General features: G+C 58.0%; 18 protein-coding genes and 1 tRNA gene. 10 read left to right on the forward strand and 9 right to left on the reverse strand.

Going from position 1 to position 16,090, the window contains the following annotated elements:
- Positions 1-22 precede the first annotated feature (22 nt).
- Positions 23-1,042: an FUSC family protein gene (locus tag ACA056_RS16480; RefSeq protein WP_150656028.1), complete on the forward strand. Its 1,020-nt coding sequence runs from the start codon at positions 23-25 to the stop codon at positions 1,040-1,042.
- Between the two features lie 14 nt (positions 1,043-1,056).
- Here ACA056_RS16480 and ACA056_RS16485 read toward each other — a convergent pair whose 3' ends face one another.
- Complete coding sequence (locus ACA056_RS16485) at positions 1,057-1,953, reverse strand: DMT family transporter (protein WP_095129658.1); 897 nt, start codon at positions 1,951-1,953, stop codon at positions 1,057-1,059.
- A gap of 135 nt (positions 1,954-2,088) precedes the next feature.
- Between ACA056_RS16485 and ACA056_RS16490 the strand changes: the two genes are divergently transcribed.
- Positions 2,089-2,526 (forward strand): Lrp/AsnC family transcriptional regulator, encoded by a 438-nt coding sequence (locus tag ACA056_RS16490; RefSeq protein WP_497266147.1) that lies wholly within the window; start codon positions 2,089-2,091, stop codon positions 2,524-2,526.
- Positions 2,527-2,591: 65 nt separating this feature from the next.
- On the opposite strand, the gene ACA056_RS16495 is transcribed toward ACA056_RS16490, so the two are convergent.
- Positions 2,592-3,263, reverse strand: coding sequence for a Bax inhibitor-1/YccA family protein (locus ACA056_RS16495; RefSeq protein ID WP_497266149.1), 672 nt, complete (start codon positions 3,261-3,263; stop codon positions 2,592-2,594).
- A 123-nt stretch (positions 3,264-3,386) separates the two neighbouring features.
- On the opposite strand from ACA056_RS16495, the gene ACA056_RS16500 reads away from it, so the two are divergent.
- Together ACA056_RS16500 and ACA056_RS16505 are read left to right on the forward strand one after the other, a co-directional pair.
- Positions 3,387-3,474: transfer RNA gene (locus ACA056_RS16500), tRNA-Ser, on the forward strand.
- Positions 3,475-3,678: 204 nt separating this feature from the next.
- Positions 3,679-3,888, forward strand: coding sequence for a hypothetical protein (locus tag ACA056_RS16505; RefSeq protein ID WP_497266151.1), 210 nt, complete (start codon positions 3,679-3,681; stop codon positions 3,886-3,888).
- A 41-nt stretch (positions 3,889-3,929) separates the two neighbouring features.
- On the opposite strand, the gene ACA056_RS16510 is transcribed toward ACA056_RS16505, so the two are convergent.
- On the reverse strand, positions 3,930-4,166 hold the full coding sequence (locus ACA056_RS16510) for a hypothetical protein (protein ID WP_497266153.1): 237 nt from the start codon (positions 4,164-4,166) through the stop codon (positions 3,930-3,932).
- A gap of 184 nt (positions 4,167-4,350) precedes the next feature.
- On the opposite strand from ACA056_RS16510, the gene ACA056_RS16515 reads away from it, so the two are divergent.
- Together ACA056_RS16515 and ACA056_RS16520 are read left to right on the forward strand one after the other, a co-directional pair.
- Positions 4,351-5,079 (forward strand): hypothetical protein, encoded by a 729-nt coding sequence (locus tag ACA056_RS16515; protein ID WP_497266155.1) that lies wholly within the window; start codon positions 4,351-4,353, stop codon positions 5,077-5,079.
- A gap of 24 nt (positions 5,080-5,103) precedes the next feature.
- Positions 5,104-5,781, forward strand: coding sequence for an SOS response-associated peptidase family protein (locus tag ACA056_RS16520; RefSeq protein ID WP_497266157.1), 678 nt, complete (start codon positions 5,104-5,106; stop codon positions 5,779-5,781).
- A 117-nt stretch (positions 5,782-5,898) separates the two neighbouring features.
- On the opposite strand, the gene ACA056_RS16525 is transcribed toward ACA056_RS16520, so the two are convergent.
- Positions 5,899-6,300, reverse strand: a complete 402-nt coding sequence (locus tag ACA056_RS16525; RefSeq protein ID WP_497266159.1) for a YfeK family protein — start codon at positions 6,298-6,300, stop codon at positions 5,899-5,901.
- 522 nt (positions 6,301-6,822) lie between these two features.
- Between ACA056_RS16525 and ACA056_RS16530 the strand changes: the two genes are divergently transcribed.
- On the forward strand, positions 6,823-7,026 hold the full coding sequence (locus ACA056_RS16530) for a hypothetical protein (RefSeq protein WP_497266161.1): 204 nt from the start codon (positions 6,823-6,825) through the stop codon (positions 7,024-7,026).
- 132 nt (positions 7,027-7,158) lie between these two features.
- On the forward strand, positions 7,159-7,872 hold the full coding sequence (locus tag ACA056_RS16535) for a metallophosphoesterase (protein WP_497266163.1): 714 nt from the start codon (positions 7,159-7,161) through the stop codon (positions 7,870-7,872).
- A gap of 99 nt (positions 7,873-7,971) precedes the next feature.
- Here ACA056_RS16535 and ACA056_RS16540 read toward each other — a convergent pair whose 3' ends face one another.
- The gene (locus ACA056_RS16540) at positions 7,972-8,169 is read right to left on the reverse strand and encodes a YbdD/YjiX family protein (RefSeq protein WP_007900300.1); all 198 of its coding nucleotides are present in this window, start codon (positions 8,167-8,169) and stop codon (positions 7,972-7,974) included.
- A gap of 14 nt (positions 8,170-8,183) precedes the next feature.
- Positions 8,184-10,241, reverse strand: a complete 2,058-nt coding sequence (locus ACA056_RS16545; RefSeq protein WP_497266166.1) for a carbon starvation CstA family protein — start codon at positions 10,239-10,241, stop codon at positions 8,184-8,186.
- Between the two features lie 243 nt (positions 10,242-10,484).
- Between ACA056_RS16545 and ACA056_RS16550 the strand changes: the two genes are divergently transcribed.
- Entirely contained in the window at positions 10,485-11,852 is a 1,368-nt protein-coding gene (locus ACA056_RS16550; RefSeq protein WP_497266168.1) for a cache domain-containing protein, read from the forward strand.
- Between the two features lie 33 nt (positions 11,853-11,885).
- On the forward strand, positions 11,886-12,518 hold the full coding sequence (locus ACA056_RS16555; protein ID WP_497266170.1) for a response regulator: 633 nt from the start codon (positions 11,886-11,888) through the stop codon (positions 12,516-12,518).
- A 267-nt stretch (positions 12,519-12,785) separates the two neighbouring features.
- Here the strand turns inward: ACA056_RS16555 and ACA056_RS16560 are convergent, their stop codons facing one another.
- From ACA056_RS16560 to ACA056_RS16570, 3 genes are read right to left on the reverse strand one after another with little or no spacing between them, the layout of a single operon-like run.
- Entirely contained in the window at positions 12,786-14,132 is a 1,347-nt protein-coding gene (locus ACA056_RS16560; RefSeq protein WP_497266172.1) for a glutamine synthetase family protein, read from the reverse strand.
- Positions 14,133-14,156: 24 nt separating this feature from the next.
- A complete protein-coding gene (locus ACA056_RS16565; protein WP_497266174.1) occupies positions 14,157-14,711 on the reverse strand; it encodes a helix-turn-helix domain-containing protein in 555 nt (184 codons plus the stop codon).
- A 25-nt stretch (positions 14,712-14,736) separates the two neighbouring features.
- Positions 14,737-16,026 carry an NAD(P)/FAD-dependent oxidoreductase gene (locus ACA056_RS16570; protein ID WP_497266176.1) on the reverse strand — a complete coding sequence of 430 codons (1,290 nt, stop codon included), beginning with the start codon at positions 16,024-16,026 and terminating at the stop codon, positions 14,737-14,739.
- Positions 16,027-16,090: the final 64 nt, after the last annotated feature.

Below are 16,090 nucleotides of genomic sequence, written 5' to 3' on the forward strand. Positions count from 1 at the left end.
GTTGCGCCGACTGCTGCGTCCGTTGCTGGACCCGTACCGGCGCTATCGCCACGCCAGAGTGATCCACGCGGTACGTGTATCGCTGGGGTTGCTGGCAACGATCCTGCTGACCACTGGCATCAATCTGCCCCACGGTGAGTGGGCGTCGGTGACGATGCTGGTGGTGATCGGCGGCTTGCAGCACCACGGCAACATCGGCAAAAAAGCCGCCGAACGCGCCATCGGCACCTTGATCGGTGCCGGCGTCGGCTTGCTGCTGGTGGCGCAACAGGCCTGGCTCGGGATGCCGTGGCTGACCTATTTCGCGATGGCCGTGGTCTGCGGGTTTTTCTCGTACCACGCCATCGGCAAGGGCGGTTACACCGCACTGCTGTCGGCGATTACCGTGTTTATCGTCGCAGGGCATGGCGACAACCCGATTACCGACGGGTTGTGGCGTGGGGTGGACATCCTGATCGGCATCGCCCTGGCCCTGGCGTTTTCCTTCGCCCTGCCGCTCTACGCAGTTTATTCCTGGCGCTACAACCTGGCCGATGCCTTGCGCGACTGCGCGACGATCTACGGGCGAATCATCAATGGCCAATCGGTCACTGATGACGAACACCATAAACTCGTCGGCCGCCTGAACACCGTGATGGTGCAACTGCGCTCCTTGATGCCATCGGTATCTAAGGAAGTGCGGATCTCCATGACCGAACTCGATGCCATTCAGCGCCACTTGCGGATGTGTGTCAGCACCCTGGAAATCCTCGGCAACACCCGACCGGACGCCAGTGACCCCGATGCCATGGCCCATCTGCAATCAGCCTTGAAAGCCGAGCATCGGCTGATTCGGGTGCAATTGATCGGTATGGCCCGGGCGCTGAAATCCGGTGCGTCCCAGCGGCTCAGTCGGCCCGTCGAACTGCCGTCGGATTCAAGTCTGACCGCGCCGGTTTACAATCCGCTGGACGGCTACCGGTTATTGGTCCGGCAATTAGCCGCCAACATCGGCGAGATGCGCCAGCGCTTGGCCAAGACGGCACCGCGCTGGAACATCTGACGTTTCTTTACGGCTTACTGCGTCGTCACCGTCCGACGAAACTTAAGGCTCCAACCCTGTTGCATGCCGGCAGCGGCCAACAGAATCGCAGCGACACCGATCCATTGCAGCGGTTCCAGGCGATGGCCGAAGGCAAACCAGTCAACGAAAATCGCCGCTATCGGGTAGATGAAGGACAGCGCACCGGTCAGTGCCGTCGGCAGTTTTTGAATGGCGCCGTAGAGCAGCACATACATCACGCCGGTGTGGACAATGCCCAGGGTTACCAGGCTGGCCCACGCGCTCGGCGCTTGCGGCAGTGCCGAAAAGTGCGCGAATGGCGCGAGTAACAGCACGCCGGTGGTGACCTGGACCAACGCGATCAGATGCGGCGGTGTACCGGTCAGGCGTTTGATGATCAACGCGGCAATCGCGTAAAGAAATGCCGCCCCCAGCGCCAGCGCGATGCCCATCAGGTAATCATTGCCGCTCTCGCCCTGCCCGCCATGTGCACTGACAATCGCCAGCATCCCGAGAAACGAAATGCCCAGCCAGAACAGTTTCTGCAGGGTGATTTTCTCGTTGAGGAACAACGCGGCCAATCCCACCAGCATGAACGGCTGAACGTTGTATACCGCGGTGCCGATGGCAATCGAGGCGCGGGAGTAAGAAGCAAACAACAGCACCCAGTTGCCGACAATCGCCACGCCGCTGAGCACAGCCAGCAAGAACGTGGTGCGGGTCAGAATGCCGGGGCGCAGGAAGCCGAATGCCGCGCAAATCAGCAACAACGTGCCGGCGCCGAACACGCAACGCCAGAACACTACGTCCAGCACCGGTTGCCCGGACACCAGCACGAACCAGCCGATTGTCCCGGAAATCAGCATGGCGGCGGTCATTTCGAATGACCCGTGACGTATTGTTTTGTCCATCATCAGACTCCTGTGTTTGAGCCCAAAGTATGCCAATCCGCCGGGGGGCTTCTCCAGAGCAAAAAGCAGGCTAAACTCGATTTCTGCCTTTTTTATCAAGGCGGTTTGAGTTAATTGCCTAATAGGGGTTTCGCCATGACCGACGATATCGACCAAGTGCTGATCACGGCATTGATGGAAGACTCACGCCGCTCGCTCAAGGCTCTGGCGCAGATCAGCGGCCTCTCTTCGCCCAGCGTCGCCGAGCGTTTGCGTCGCCTCGAAGAGCGTGGCGTGCTCAAAGGCTACACCGTCGAGATCGACCCGAAATGCTTCGGGTATCAACTACAAGCCATCGTCCGCATTCGCCCGCTGCCAGGCCAGTTGCAGGAAGTGGAACGGCAGATTCAGGCCATTCCCGAATTTACCGAGTGCGACAAAGTCACTGGCGACGACTGTTTCATCGCCCGCCTGCACGTGCGTTCGATGGAACAACTGGACACCCTGCTCGACCGCCTAAACACCCACGCCGAAACCAACACTGCAATCGTCAAGAAAACCCCGGCCAAGCGCCGCTTGCCACCGATGGCGTGACCCTTTACTCAAATCACAGGCAAGAAAAACCCCGCCGAAGCGGGTTTTTTCCTCAAGGCTGACGATTAATCATCGCGGCTCATGATGCCGAACAGCTGCAACAAGCTGATGAACAGGTTGTAGATCGATACATACAGGCTGATGGTCGCCATGATGTAGTTGCGCTCGCCGCCGTGAATGATGGCGCTGGTCTGGAACAGAATGCAGACCGAGGAGAACAGCACGAAACCTGCGCTGATCGCCAGTTGCAGACCGCTGATCTGGAAGAACAGGCTCGCCAGCGTCGCACCCAGCAGCACGAAGAAGCCTGCGGTGATGAAACCACCCAGGAAACTCATGTCCTTGCGGGTAATCAGCACATAAGCCGACAGACCGCCGAACACCAGTGCAGTCATCGCAAACGCGGAACTGACCACCTCGGCGCCGCCCTGCATACCCAGGTAACGGTTGAGGATCGGGCCGAGCAGGAAACCCATGAAACCGGTCAGGGCAAATGCCGACACAAGGCCCCAGGCCGAATCACGGAGTTTGTTGGTGAGGAAGAAAAGGCCGTAGAAACCGATCAGCACCACGAAAATGTTCGGGTAGCCGACACGCATCTGCTGAGCGACAAACGCCATCACGCCGCTGAATGCGAGGGTGAGAGCGAGTAAGCCGTAAGTGTTGCGCAGGACGCGGCTAACCTCTAGCTGCTCAACCTGCACGCTGTTATTAACTGCGTAATCCTGTTCGCGCATGGCGACACTCCTGTTGGTTTGAAACGTTCAGTCGCAAAGATCATAACAGACGCTCTGTAACAAGCTATGCAGAGAGTTTGACAGTGTGTTTCATTCAGGTATTATGGCGCCCGCAACGCAAACGGAGGTGTGGCCGAGTGGTTTAAGGCAACGGTCTTGAAAACCGTCGACTGTAACAGGTCCATGAGTTCGAATCCCATCGCCTCCGCCATCTTTATACGACAAAGCCCTGATTATTCAGGGCTTTGTCGTTTCTGGGGTTTGGGTGGCGGCTCTTCTTTTTGGAGGCGTTACAAAACTATTTGGTAACCGTTACAAAACTTTCCGGTTTTTCCCATCCTGCGGCGTCCTGCCGATCGTTAAACATCCTTCATGTAACGCGATGCTACGCTGTCCTCAAAACAGAGGATATGCGATGCCCCATTCAGACTTGCTCCCTTCCCTGCTCTACAAGATCAACGAAAACCAACTCGCCCTCGAAGCCGCCATCATGGAGCTTTCGAACTGGGTCGAGACTCGCGGCTCGGCTGACGTCGCAGACAATGTGCGCGGCGCCTTGGACACCATCGACAAGAACGAGGAGTTCATCAAGCTTACGCTCGCGGTCCTGATGGCGCCGGAGTGACCGTTACCGGCTGTGAATTCAACCGGTCGCTGCACCGCGCATCAACTGGGCTGATCGACGACCCGAATCTGCGTCAGCCCTACCAGCTCAGCCTGCTCTAAAATCTCCTGCGCCGTCGCGTCCGCGGTGGGCATGATCAGGCTGTTCTCTCCATCCCCAAAATGCAGCTGTAGCAGGTGCATTGCCGCCTCATGGACGGGCAGCTGAGGCTGCTTGAATTCGAACATGTATGTGCGGGGCTCGCCGTTGAACAGGTATTCCAAGGTAAAGTTGCGCATGGTGACATCCTCTTAATGGGAGAAGTACAGCTAATTATCCTGGCTTAATGGTCAGTTTTTAGTTCAAGTGTTCCACCGACCGTACATCTCTCATAACCTACGGTCCGTCGCCTCACCCTCGCCACAATAGCCACGCCTCAATTACTGTACATACAACCAGTATCTGTACAGAGAATCCGTTCTCATGAATTTCGACCAGGCTAAAGCGCTGAGACTTCAGCAGTGGCGCTCGACCCTCGACGACCACGACTTTCGAATGCAGAACCCCGAGGCCCACCGACAGACCCTTCACGAAATGAGCTCTGCTCTTGTTACCGAGGGATTGATCGATGAACTCCAGCAGTTCGAACTGAACGAGATGGCGAACGCCGCTTACTGGCACGCCGTGGAAGAATTGCATACCTCACCGGCCCGGTACTGCGGTGCTTCAGCCTATAACGTTTTGTCGCGCGGCAATGGCGAGCTACTCGGCCGCATTGGACAGTCAATTTTCTATGCCATAAGCACGCTTGCCGACAACGCACGATCCTCATACGACGGGAAGATTTACCGCGATGCCACTGGAGCGAACCTTGTGTTCAACCCGTCCGGGGTAGTTGCGAGAATTACCGGGCTTACCTTGACCCTGCCTAATGGGCAGCAGTACGACCTTGCCGAAACAGGGCGAACGTTCGAGGGGATGACCTACGAGCCGATAGAAGATCCGGACCTCTACCGTGCGCTGGTGGACGTCGCCCAAATTGCCCGCGAGTGCTGCGATCTACGTGCTTTCGAAAGAGTGCGGCCGCGTCTCGATTTGGCCAGGTTCTGCACCTGCCCCGCTTGCCTTGATCGTTTTGACCGGTGTGAAGATTGCCCGACTTGCGCTGGCAGAGGGTTTGTAACGAAGCCGGCGGCCACTGGTCTACCCTGAATAGTACAGCCGGAGGGTTCAACCATGTGCGGACGCCTTTCACAGTACCGCGGCATTCACGACTTCGTCGCAGCGCTCAGCATTCCAAACGCACTGATCAACTATGCCGGCGACCAGCCTTTCGAGCGCTACAACGCCGCCCCGACTACCCAGCTGGCCATCTTTCACCAGGAGGGTCAGTTTCTGCGCGCTGACATGGTCCGTTGGGGATGGCGGCCGCACTGGGCCAAGGATCGCGCCGCGCCGATCAACGCCCGGGTTGAGAAGGTCGCCCACTGCCCATTCTTCAAAGCGATCTGGCCGCACCGAGCAATCATTGCGATCGACAACTGGTTTGAGTGGGTTTATGAAGGCGGACCGAAGAAGCAGCCTTACCTCATTCGCCACCGTGACCGGACGCCGATCCTGTGTGCCACGATCGGTCAGTACCCTATCGCCGAACGTGAACCGGGCGAGCATGACGGCTTCGTGATCATCACCGCAGATAGCGCCGGAGGCATGGTAGACATCCACGACCGACGCCCAGTGACATTGAACCCCGAGCTGGCCCGAGAATGGCTGGACCCGGCCACACCAAAAGAGCGCGCCGAACAAATGGTGTTGCTCCAAGGTGAGCCGACTGAGGCTTTCGAGTGGTTCAAGGTCGACCGAGCCATTGGCAATGTGCGCAACCAGGGGCCGGATTTGATCAAGCCTACATGAGTCGCTATCTGTCGAGCTGGACTCGGCAGTTCACGTAAGTGTCAGTGCCAGGTATTGCACCGTACGATCGGCACTTCTGATCAAATGGGCCGGGCTTTCTCGTTTCGGGGGGTAGCCTCAATGAAGCTGACGTTGTCTCTGTAGCTCTGTCTTCAACCAGGTGCTCGTCGGCTGGACGCCTGTTGAGCAACGCACTTCATAGGCCTTGCCATTCATGCTGCTTTTAGTGGCCGCGAGATCGATGAAGTCTTCTGCGCTGCTCACCAGGTTCTTGCCTTCGAGATAATTCAGCTTCTTTTCGAGATGTGCCCGAGCCTGGGGCCCAGGGTATTCACTGCCGTTGCGCACGAACTTACACTCACTGCGCTCCACAAAATCCAGCAAGCCCTTTATCTCCTGGTTCGCCTGTGGCGAGGTTTGAGCCTGTGCACAGCCCGCCACTGCAAAAAAGCCAATAGAAGCAGTGATCAACCATTGGCGGAAAATGGGCCGAGTCACCGCTACTTTCAAAATCCACATGATACTTCCTTGTCCTAAAAGGCGTGACTGTAGCGCGGCGTCGCCCGAGCAACCAGCAGAACGCTGTGCGATGTGGTTCGTTCGAAAGGATCAACCTGTGGAAGAGAAATGGGATCAATGAGCCCAATGCCTCTGTGCGCGAGCAGTTGGCCAAAGTCGCAGTTACTTATCCCTGTATCGGCATCAGACTCATTGATCGTTGCCCAGCTCAATGTTGGGCGATTTCCATCTAACCGAATGGAGATGCATTGGCGCGTCATTAGCGGCCATGCACCTATTTTTTTAACAAAACAACTGCTGCACGTCTAATCACCTTTTTCCCCGGCCTTATAGGCTCCGGAAATATCGGCACCACCATTCGTCGCATCAAAAACGCTGCGCGATTTTTTTGACTATTCCTGGCTTAAGGTTTGCACAAGACGCTCGTAGCAGCCCCAGAACGACGTAATTCTGACGCGGCAGCACTTTAATTAACGCTTAGGACGCCAGCGATGCGCTTGGTCAGTCACCGGGAGATGTAACGTGTCAACTCTCAACGAAATCGCAGCGAACCACGCGAGAATGGCCAAGGCTCTTGTCGAAGAGTCGACCGGGCTGAGTGAGCGCCCCACCCAGATAGTGGATAGCTTCGAAGTTACATCCATGGATAGGCAACACATGCCTCTGCACCTTATCGCCGGCGTGCAGGACAACCATTTCGGGCAAGCAAAGGCCTACTCGCTCTGACGATGCTTGATCCGGGCAGCCTGTCGGGCAGGCGGTAAAGGACTGCCTGCCGGCGCGCTAACGGTCGAGTACCACTTTCTGGCCTAAACTCAACTGACTAGCCCGTTGGGGAGCTGCCGGAGTGGCATTCCCATGCTCGAAACTGTAGAGATGTCACGCGTGAAGCACTTCGCCGCAAATGTTGCCGGCCGAGATTTCGCGGTCGGTGATATTCATGGCCATTTCACTGGGATGCAGGCCGCTCTGGATGCAGCCGGGTTCAACCGCTTGGTAGATCGGCTGTTCAGTGTTGGCGATCTGATTGACCGCGGGCCCGAGTGCCGTGACGCGCTCGATTGGCTGGACAAACCATGGTTCCACCCGGTGCGAGGCAACCATGACGACTACGTGGTGTATTTCGATACCTGCGACATCGACAGCTGGATGCTCAACGGGGGCTCATGGTTCACGGGCCTGTCGTTGATCGAGAAGCAAGCATTCGCGGCGCAGTTCGCCAAGCTCCCTATCGCGATCGAAGTCGAAACGGCACACGGCCTGATCGGCATCGTGCACGCCGATTGTCCATTTCCATCATGGCAGCAACTGCGAAAGGAACTGGAGTCGCCGGAAAGCAACAGGCGTCTGCAGGAGTTGCAGCACTACTGCATGTGGTCACGAAGGCGGATCGATCACCAGGAGACGCATGGCGTTGAAGGCCTGCGCGCACTGGTCGTAGGGCATACGCCGCTTTATATGCCCGTCAGTCTTGGCAATGTAATTCACATCGATACGGGTGGCTGGAGGCCGGACCGTGGTTATTTCACCCTGCTGGATCTCGAAACGCTCCAAACCATCCCCGCAAGCTGACTCAACACGGATGGGCCAACGCCATTCACTCAAAAAAAACCCGGCCTCATCAGCCGGGTTTTTTATTACCTATTTAAGTGGCATCACTGCCACCGACCATCAACAGCACTTTGGCCCAGCCTTGCTTCCGTAACGAGCTTCCTGGCGTTCCCGAAAGAACACCTCGTAACTCATCACCGGTTTGTCCGGGTGCTTGGTTTGCATGTGCTCGACGTAGGTGTCGTAGTCGGGCATGCCGACCATCAGGCGCGCGGCCTGACCGAGGTATTTACCGAGGCGACTCAGGTCATTGAACATGCTGCAATCCTCGATCAAGCGTCCGGCAGAGCCTGGAATGGCGCTTCTTTATCCGTACGTTCCTTGGTGCCCCAGGCGGCGATACCGACCTTGAGTGCAAAGAACAGAATGCTGAAGACCACCAGCAAGAACAGCGCGGTCAGCGTTGCGTTGGTGTAGGCGTTGTAGATCACGTGCTGCATCTGGTCGATGCTCTTCGCCGGGGCGAGGATCTGACCGTTGGCCAGGGCATCGCTGTACTTCTTGGCCAGGGCCAGGAAACCGATCGCCGGGTTGGCATCGAACAGCTTGATGAAGCCTGCGGTGGTGGTGCAGATCAGCAGCCACACTGCGGGCAACATGGTGACCCAGACATAGCGCTGACGTTTCATTTTGATCAGCACAACGGTCGCCAACATCAGTGCGATACCGGCCAGCATCTGGTTGGAGATACCGAACAACGGCCACAAGGTGTTGATGCCACCCAGCGGATCGATCACGCCCTGGTACAACAGATAACCCCACATCGCCACACAACCGGCAGTTGCGATCAGGTTGGCGGTCCAGGATTCGGTGCGTTTCAGCGCTGGCACGAAGGAACCCAGCAAGTCCTGCAGCATGAAACGGCCGGCACGGGTACCGGCATCGACCGCGGTCAGGATGAACAGCGCCTCGAACAGGATCGCGAAGTGGTACCAGAACGCCATGGTGTTTTCACCCGGCAGAAGTTGGTGCAGGATCTGCGCGATACCAACCGCCAGGGTCGGCGCACCGCCGGCACGGGCCAGGATGGTGGTTTCACCGATGTCCTTGGCCACCGCTTGCAGCGCTTCCGGCGTAATCGCAAAGCCCCAGCTGCTGACGGTCTGAGCCACCGAAACAGCATCGGAGCCGACAAGTGCCGCCGGGCTGTTCATGGCGAAGTACACGCCCGGTTCGATCACCGACGCAGCAACCATTGCCATGATGGCGACGAAGGACTCCATCAGCATGCCGCCGTAACCGATGTAACGGGCATGGCCTTCGCTGGCCAGCAACTTCGGCGTAGTACCGGAAGCAATCAGCGCGTGGAAACCGGAAACTGCGCCACAGGCGATGGTGATGAACAGGAACGGGAACAGACCGCCCTTCCACACCGGCCCGGTGCCGTCGACAAACTGGGTGAGTGCCGGCATTTTCAGGTCAGGCATGGTGATCAGGATGCCGATCGCCAAGGCCACGATGGTGCCGATTTTCAAGAAGGTCGACAGGTAATCCCGCGGCGCCAGAATCAGCCACACCGGCAATACCGCGGCGACGAAACCGTAGCCGATCAGCATCCAGGTGATCTGGATCCCGGTGAAGGTAAAGGCCTTGGCCCAGACCGGATCAGCGGCAATCTGCCCGCCCAGCCAGATCGAACCCAGCAGCAAAAGCACACCGACAACGGAGATTTCACCGATGCGGCCCGGGCGGATGTAGCGCATGTAGATGCCCATGAACATCGCGATCGGGATAGTCGCCATCACCGTGAAAATGCCCCACGGGCTTTCGGCCAAGGCTTTTACAACGATCAGCGCCAGCACCGCGAGGATGATGATCATGATCAGGAAGCAGCCAAACAGCGCGATGGTCCCGGGGATGCGGCCCATTTCTTCACGGACCATGTCGCCCAGGGAACGACCGTTGCGGCGGGTGGACATGAACAGGACCATGAAGTCCTGAACGGCACCGGCCAGCACCACGCCGGCAATCAGCCACAGCGTACCGGGCAGGTAACCCATCTGCGCCGCCAGGACCGGCCCCACCAGCGGACCCGCACCAGCGATGGCGGCGAAGTGGTGACCGAAGAGTACGTGTTTGTTGGTCGGCACGTAGTCCAGACCATCGTTATTAACGACAGCGGGCGTGGCACGATTGGGGTCGAGTTGCATCACCTTGGTGGCGATGAACAGGCTGTAGTAGCGGTATGCGACGAGATAGATAGCGACTGCTGCGACTACGATCCAGAGGGCATTGATCGCTTCGCCGCGGCGCAGGGCCACGACACTTAGCGCAAACGCTCCCAGGACAGCCACGGCAAACCAGGCGAGGTGTTTAGCCAGACGGGGCATAGCGTGTCTCCTGCCGACAGCCAGTGGACTGCGGCGGTAATTTTTATAATTGTGTCCGCTGTGCGGAGCTGGCCCAATATCCCCGCAAGCCGTCTACAAATAAATCCGCGTTACTACGTACGTCGCACCTACGTAGTTCTACGTAGACGGTTGGTCATCCCGTCCAGCACCGCTACTGGACGCGCGTATCTTTGGCATATGATGCCGGGCCTTCGCCTTCCCTCGGTCCGGACAGGAGCAGAGATGCAGCTCAAACACAAAATCGTCGCGCTCGGGATTCTGCCGCTGGTATTGGCCATCGCCGTCATCTGCGCGCTGGTGATTTCCATGAACCGGCAACTGGGTGAACAACAGGCGCAACTGATCGAAGACAGCATTCTGGCCAGCAAGCGCGCCGAACTGAAGAACTACGTCGAAATGGCGCAAAGCCTGATCGAGCCGCTGTACGACGACGGTCACGGTGATGAGCACGCACAGCAAAAAGTGCTGGAAGAACTGCGCAAGCTCAGCTTTGGCATCAATGGCTACTTCTTCGTCTACGACCACGAAGGTCGCAGCCTGATGCACGCGCGCCAGTCCGAGCTGGTGGGCAAATACCTGTGGGACATGAAGGACCCTCACGGTTTACCGGTGATCCAGGCGTTGCTCAAAAGTGCGCAATCGGGCGAAGGTTTTCAACGCTACGCCTGGAACAAACCCTCTTCCGGCCAAGTGACCGACAAGCTCGCCTATGTGGTGATGCTGGATCGTTGGGGCTGGATGCTCGGCACCGGCATCTACCTTGAAGACGTTGAGCGCGCGACCCAGCAGGCACGTGACGAAGTGGCCCAGGGCATTCGTAAAACCATGCTGGCGATTGCCGCGGTGGCCCTCGTGGCGGTGCTGTTTGTCTTCGCCAGCGGCATGACGCTGAACGTCAGCGAGCATCGTCTGGCCGACAAAAAACTTCAGCGCCTGACTCAGCGTATCGTCAGCTTGCAAGAGGAAGAGCGCTCACGGGTTTCCCGTGAACTGCACGACGGCATCAGCCAGCTACTGGTCTCCATCAAGTTTCAGTTCGAACTGGCCAGCCATCTGCTCGAGAATGGGCAAGCACACGACAAGGGCTTGAGCACGCTGAGGGACGCGACGGAACGCCTGGGGGAAGCGATTGGCGAGGTTCGCAGCCTCTCCCACGACCTGCGTTCCTCGCTGCTCGACACCCTGGGCCTGCCCGCTGCGATCGGTCAACTCGCCGCAGAATTCGAGCAACGCAGCGGCCTGGTGGTGACTTTTAACGACAACGAATTTGACTGTCACTTGGTCGATGGGGCAGCGGTCTCGCTGTTTCGCATCGTGCAAGAAGGCCTGACCAATATTGAACGACACGCCCAGGCTAAAAACGTCTCCATTACCCTGCACGGATCCGAAGATTCCGTACGGTTGACGGTGGTCGATGACGGTATCGGTTTCAACGTCGCCCAGGTCGAACGTCGTCATGCGGGCATTGGCCTGCGTAATATCCGTGAGCGTGTCGAGCATTTTGGTGGACGATTCGACCTGATCTCGATGCCGGGAAGAAGCGAGCTGGACGTTTGGCTGCCAATGAAAATGCCCGGTACAACACGCTGACTGGCCCCCTGACAACAAGAGTGAATACCCGCGATGAACCTGCCCTACCCGATCCGCGTCGCCCTGGTCGACGATCACGCCCTGGTCCGCGACGGGATCAAAGCACTGCTGGCGGTCATGGCCCCCCTGGAAGTGGTGGGCGAAGCCGAGAGTGGCGCGGATGCCATTGAAATGGTCGGGCGCTGCCAGCCGGACCTGTTGCTGGTCGACATCAGCCTGCCGGACATGAACGGGCTCGAGCTGACCCGGGTGTTGCGCAGCCAGTACCCGTCGCTCAAAGTGCTGGTGCTCAGCATGTACGACAATAATGAATACGTGAGTGAGTCCGTTCGCGCGGGGGCCAGCGGCTATGTGCTGAAGAACTCACCGTCGCGGGAAATCATCGCGGCGATCGAAGCCATCGCCAGTGGTGGCACGTTCTACAGCGCCGAGATCGCCCAGCGGCTCATCGCCGATAAAAATACCGACAACGAGCTGACACCGCGCGAGAGCCAGGTGTTGTACAAGATGGCTCAAGGGCTGAACAACAAGGAGATGGCCCGCGAACTGGACATCAGCGTTCGCACGGTAGAAACCCATCGATTGAGCATCCGTCGCAAACTCAACATCGACAAACCGGCGGCCCTGGTCAAATACGCGATCGATCACGGGATCATCTCGCGGTAGCGGATATACATCATTTGCCGCTGTGATTGTGGTCTCGATGCACCAGGTCAGATGCGCACCGGTCCGAATTTCAGGCAAAAAAAATCCCAGGCAGCTGATGGACGCCTGGGACTCAAAATGCATAAACCGTGGTGGTGAACGCGGGGCGAATATTACTTAATATTTCCGCCTGTAACAATATATTTTGATTCACTATCCAGTTACTAAATCTTCTAACCCATTAAATATCCACATATTTTTTATGTACGAGTACCGACAAAGACTGATTTAGAGGTACCAGCGATACTCCCGCGCACTGATGTCTTGCAGGAACGCCAAATGGTCCTGGCGCTTGTTTTCGCAGTACACATCTACAAATTCTGCCCCTAAACCCTCGCGCAACTGCGCGTTGTTTTGCATCGAGCGCACGGCCTCCAGCATCTCCAGCGGGAAGTCGATTCCGCTGCCACGATCTTCGTTGAGGGATGCAATCGGTTCACGCCCCACTTCCAGCCCTTGCTCCAGCCCGACCAGAATCGCCGCCAACACGAGATAAGGATTGGCATCCGCGCCCGCCAGGCGATGTTCGATGCGCAGATTTTTAGCGTCCGACTCCGGCACCCGCAGGCAGGCGTCACGATCTTCAAAGCCCCAACTGGCGCGCGTCGCGACATTCACCGTGCCGCTCAAGCGACGCATGGCGTTGTGATTCGGTGCAAAGATCGGCATGCAATGCGGCAACACTTCAAGGCAACCGGCCACTGCATGGCGCAGCGCCTGCTGATCGTTAGCCGCCAACAGGTTGGTTCCCGCCTCGTCGTAAAGGCTCACATGCACGTGCATGCCGCTACCGGGATGCTGCAGGTAGGGTTTTGCCATGAAGCTGGCGCGGTGGTTGTGCTTGAGGGCCACCCCCCGTGTGCTGCGGCAGAACAGGGCCGCCCAATCGGCCGCACGCAGGCCGTCATCAAGGTGACCGAAATTGATCTCGAACTGGCCCGGGCCCAACTCCGCAGTGATCACCGTGGCATCGATGCCTTGCGCCCGCGCCGTCTCGACCATGTCATCGAGTACCGGTGAAAATCTCGACAGCCGTTCGATGTGCATATTCGGCTGATCATCGGCATCGTCGGTCAGCTGATCGCGAGGGAACTGTGGCAAGCCGTCACGTAGTTGGCGATCAAACAAATAGAACTCCAGTTCGAAGGCCACCACGGGGAAAATCCCTTTTCGGCCGAGGCGCTCGAGCACCTGCGCCAACACTTCGCGCGGCTCGAAGACGATTGGCTTTTCAGTACCGCTTGAGGTAATCAGCATCTGCCCCAGCAGTTGTTTTTCCCAGCTCACGGGCTTGAGCGTACCGGGCACCAGGCGGCGTGGAGCATCCGGGTCGCCGTCGTTAAAACAGTAGTCGCCGATTTTGAACAGACCGCCCTGCGTACCCAGCAACACACAGTTTTGCGGCAGCTTGAGCGCGCTGCCTGCGGCGACCTTCTCGAGCATTTCTATCGGGTAGCGCTTACCGTAAAAATGCCCGGGGATATCCAGGGAAATCAGGTCAACGTAACGCACCTGCGGGAAGCGCTGACGAAACGCGCGAACCTCAGCAACCAGATCAGAGCAGACAGCATCCATCGTTAATGTTCCTTGTTGTTTTTATCAGGTGTAAACCCAAAGCACTCGGGTGAGCTGATCCGAGAGGTTGCCGTAGCGACAATGCGTATGACTGGCCAGCTGAAAACTGTCGCCGGTGCGCAATGTCACCGGGTTATCGTCATCCAGCCACAGCGTCAGCTCACCCTCGAGGACATAGCCACCCTGCTCCGAGCTGTCGTTCATGTGCCGATCACCACTGCTGGCGCCGGGCTCCAGTTGGCTTTCAAGCATTGAAAAGGATGCCCTCATCTTCGGAGAGACGAGGATGTCGGTAATCCCGTCGGCGTAATACAGCGTGCGTCGCTCATCCGGGCGAGTCACCCAAGGCAATGCCATGGGCTTGGGCAAGCTGTAGAAATAGGTAGTCGGCACGCCGAGTGTTTCGCTGATGGCGGTCAAGTCCGCCACCGTGGGACGTGACAACCCCCGTTCTACTTGCGAGAGAAAGCCGACCGAACGACCGATTTTGTCCGCCAGCTCTTTCAGCGTGTATTTTTTGTGTTTGCGCAGGTCCTGGATCAGGATCGCCAGCGCCGAGATTTCTTCTTGCATGTCCATCTAAAGGCTTCCAGAAATTGATGCTTCAAATACTGTCGCGCAGCCGATACCAGGCCTTGCCGATGGCTTCCAGCGGTGCTGCCAAATACTGTCCACCGGGAAAGCTGCCGTTGATCAACCCTTGGTACAACGCCAGCTCATCCGGCTGGCCAAGTATCGCGTCGGACACGGCACGCGCCCCGGCCAATGTCGGCAGCACGCCATGACCCGAGTAACCCTGAAGCCAGTAGAGATCGCCACGTCGACCGATGTCAGGCGTGCGCTTGAGGGTCAGATCGATGTGTCCTCCCCAGGCAAACTTCAGTTCGACGCCCTTGAGCTGCGGAAACACGCGCTCCAAAAAGGGCCGTGTCGCGGCGGCGATGTCCTTCGGCATGCCGCCCAGGTAGGTGCAACCACCACCGAACAGCAGGCAGTTGTCCGGCGTACGGCGGAAATAATCGAGGACAAACTGGTTGTCGGTGACGCACACATTGCTGGGTAGCAACGCGGTCGCCTGTAGCTCTGAAAGTGGCGCGGTGGCCACCTGATAAGTGCCAACCGGTAACACGCAACTCGACAGTTGCGGATCAAGCCGATCAAGGTAGGCGTTGCACGCCAGCACCAGCACGTCAGCGCGAATGCGACCGCGTTCAGTGGTGACTATGTACTGACCGCCCTCTTCGCGATAACTCAACGCCTTGCTCTGTTCATGAATGCGTCCACCGGCCTGTTCAATCGCAGCGGCCAGGCCGAGCGCCAGTTTCAGCGGATTCAAATGCCCGCCTTCAGGATCAAACAGACCTGCCTGGTAACGCTCACTGGCGACCCAATCAGGCAACGCCTCGCGCGCGATGAACTGCAAACCATCGTGGCCCCACTTGTGGCTGGCCTCGTGTTGCCATTCTGTCAGCAGACTCACCCGACGCGGCATCACCGACGTCCAGAGGTGGCCGGGTCGATAGTCACAATCGAAACCATGGCGGGCAGGCAAGTCTCGCAACTCCCGTGCAGCCCAACGCATGCTGTCCCACAACCGGCGCGCTCGCTCATAACCCAGCGCCGCCTCCAACGGCGGCATGTCACACGACCAACCAAGAATGGCCTGACCACCATTGCGCCCCGAGGCGGCCCACGCCACCCGACTGGCTTCCAGCAACGTCACGCGCTTACCGGCCAGCGCCAGACGCAACGCCGTATGCAACCCACTGAAGCCAGCCCCGATGATCAACACTTCGGTGTCCTGCTCGCCCTCCAACGCGGCTCGATCGAACAGACGATCGGCGCAGGTGTGGGCGTAATAGCTGGCGACGTGCTGGGTAGATTGCTGAAACATGCAGGCCTCGTGAATTTTTATACTTATATTTTCATGAAAAAGTACACGTTAAATTTCACGATCG

The organism is Pseudomonas sp. LBUM1666 (assembly GCF_059695775.1).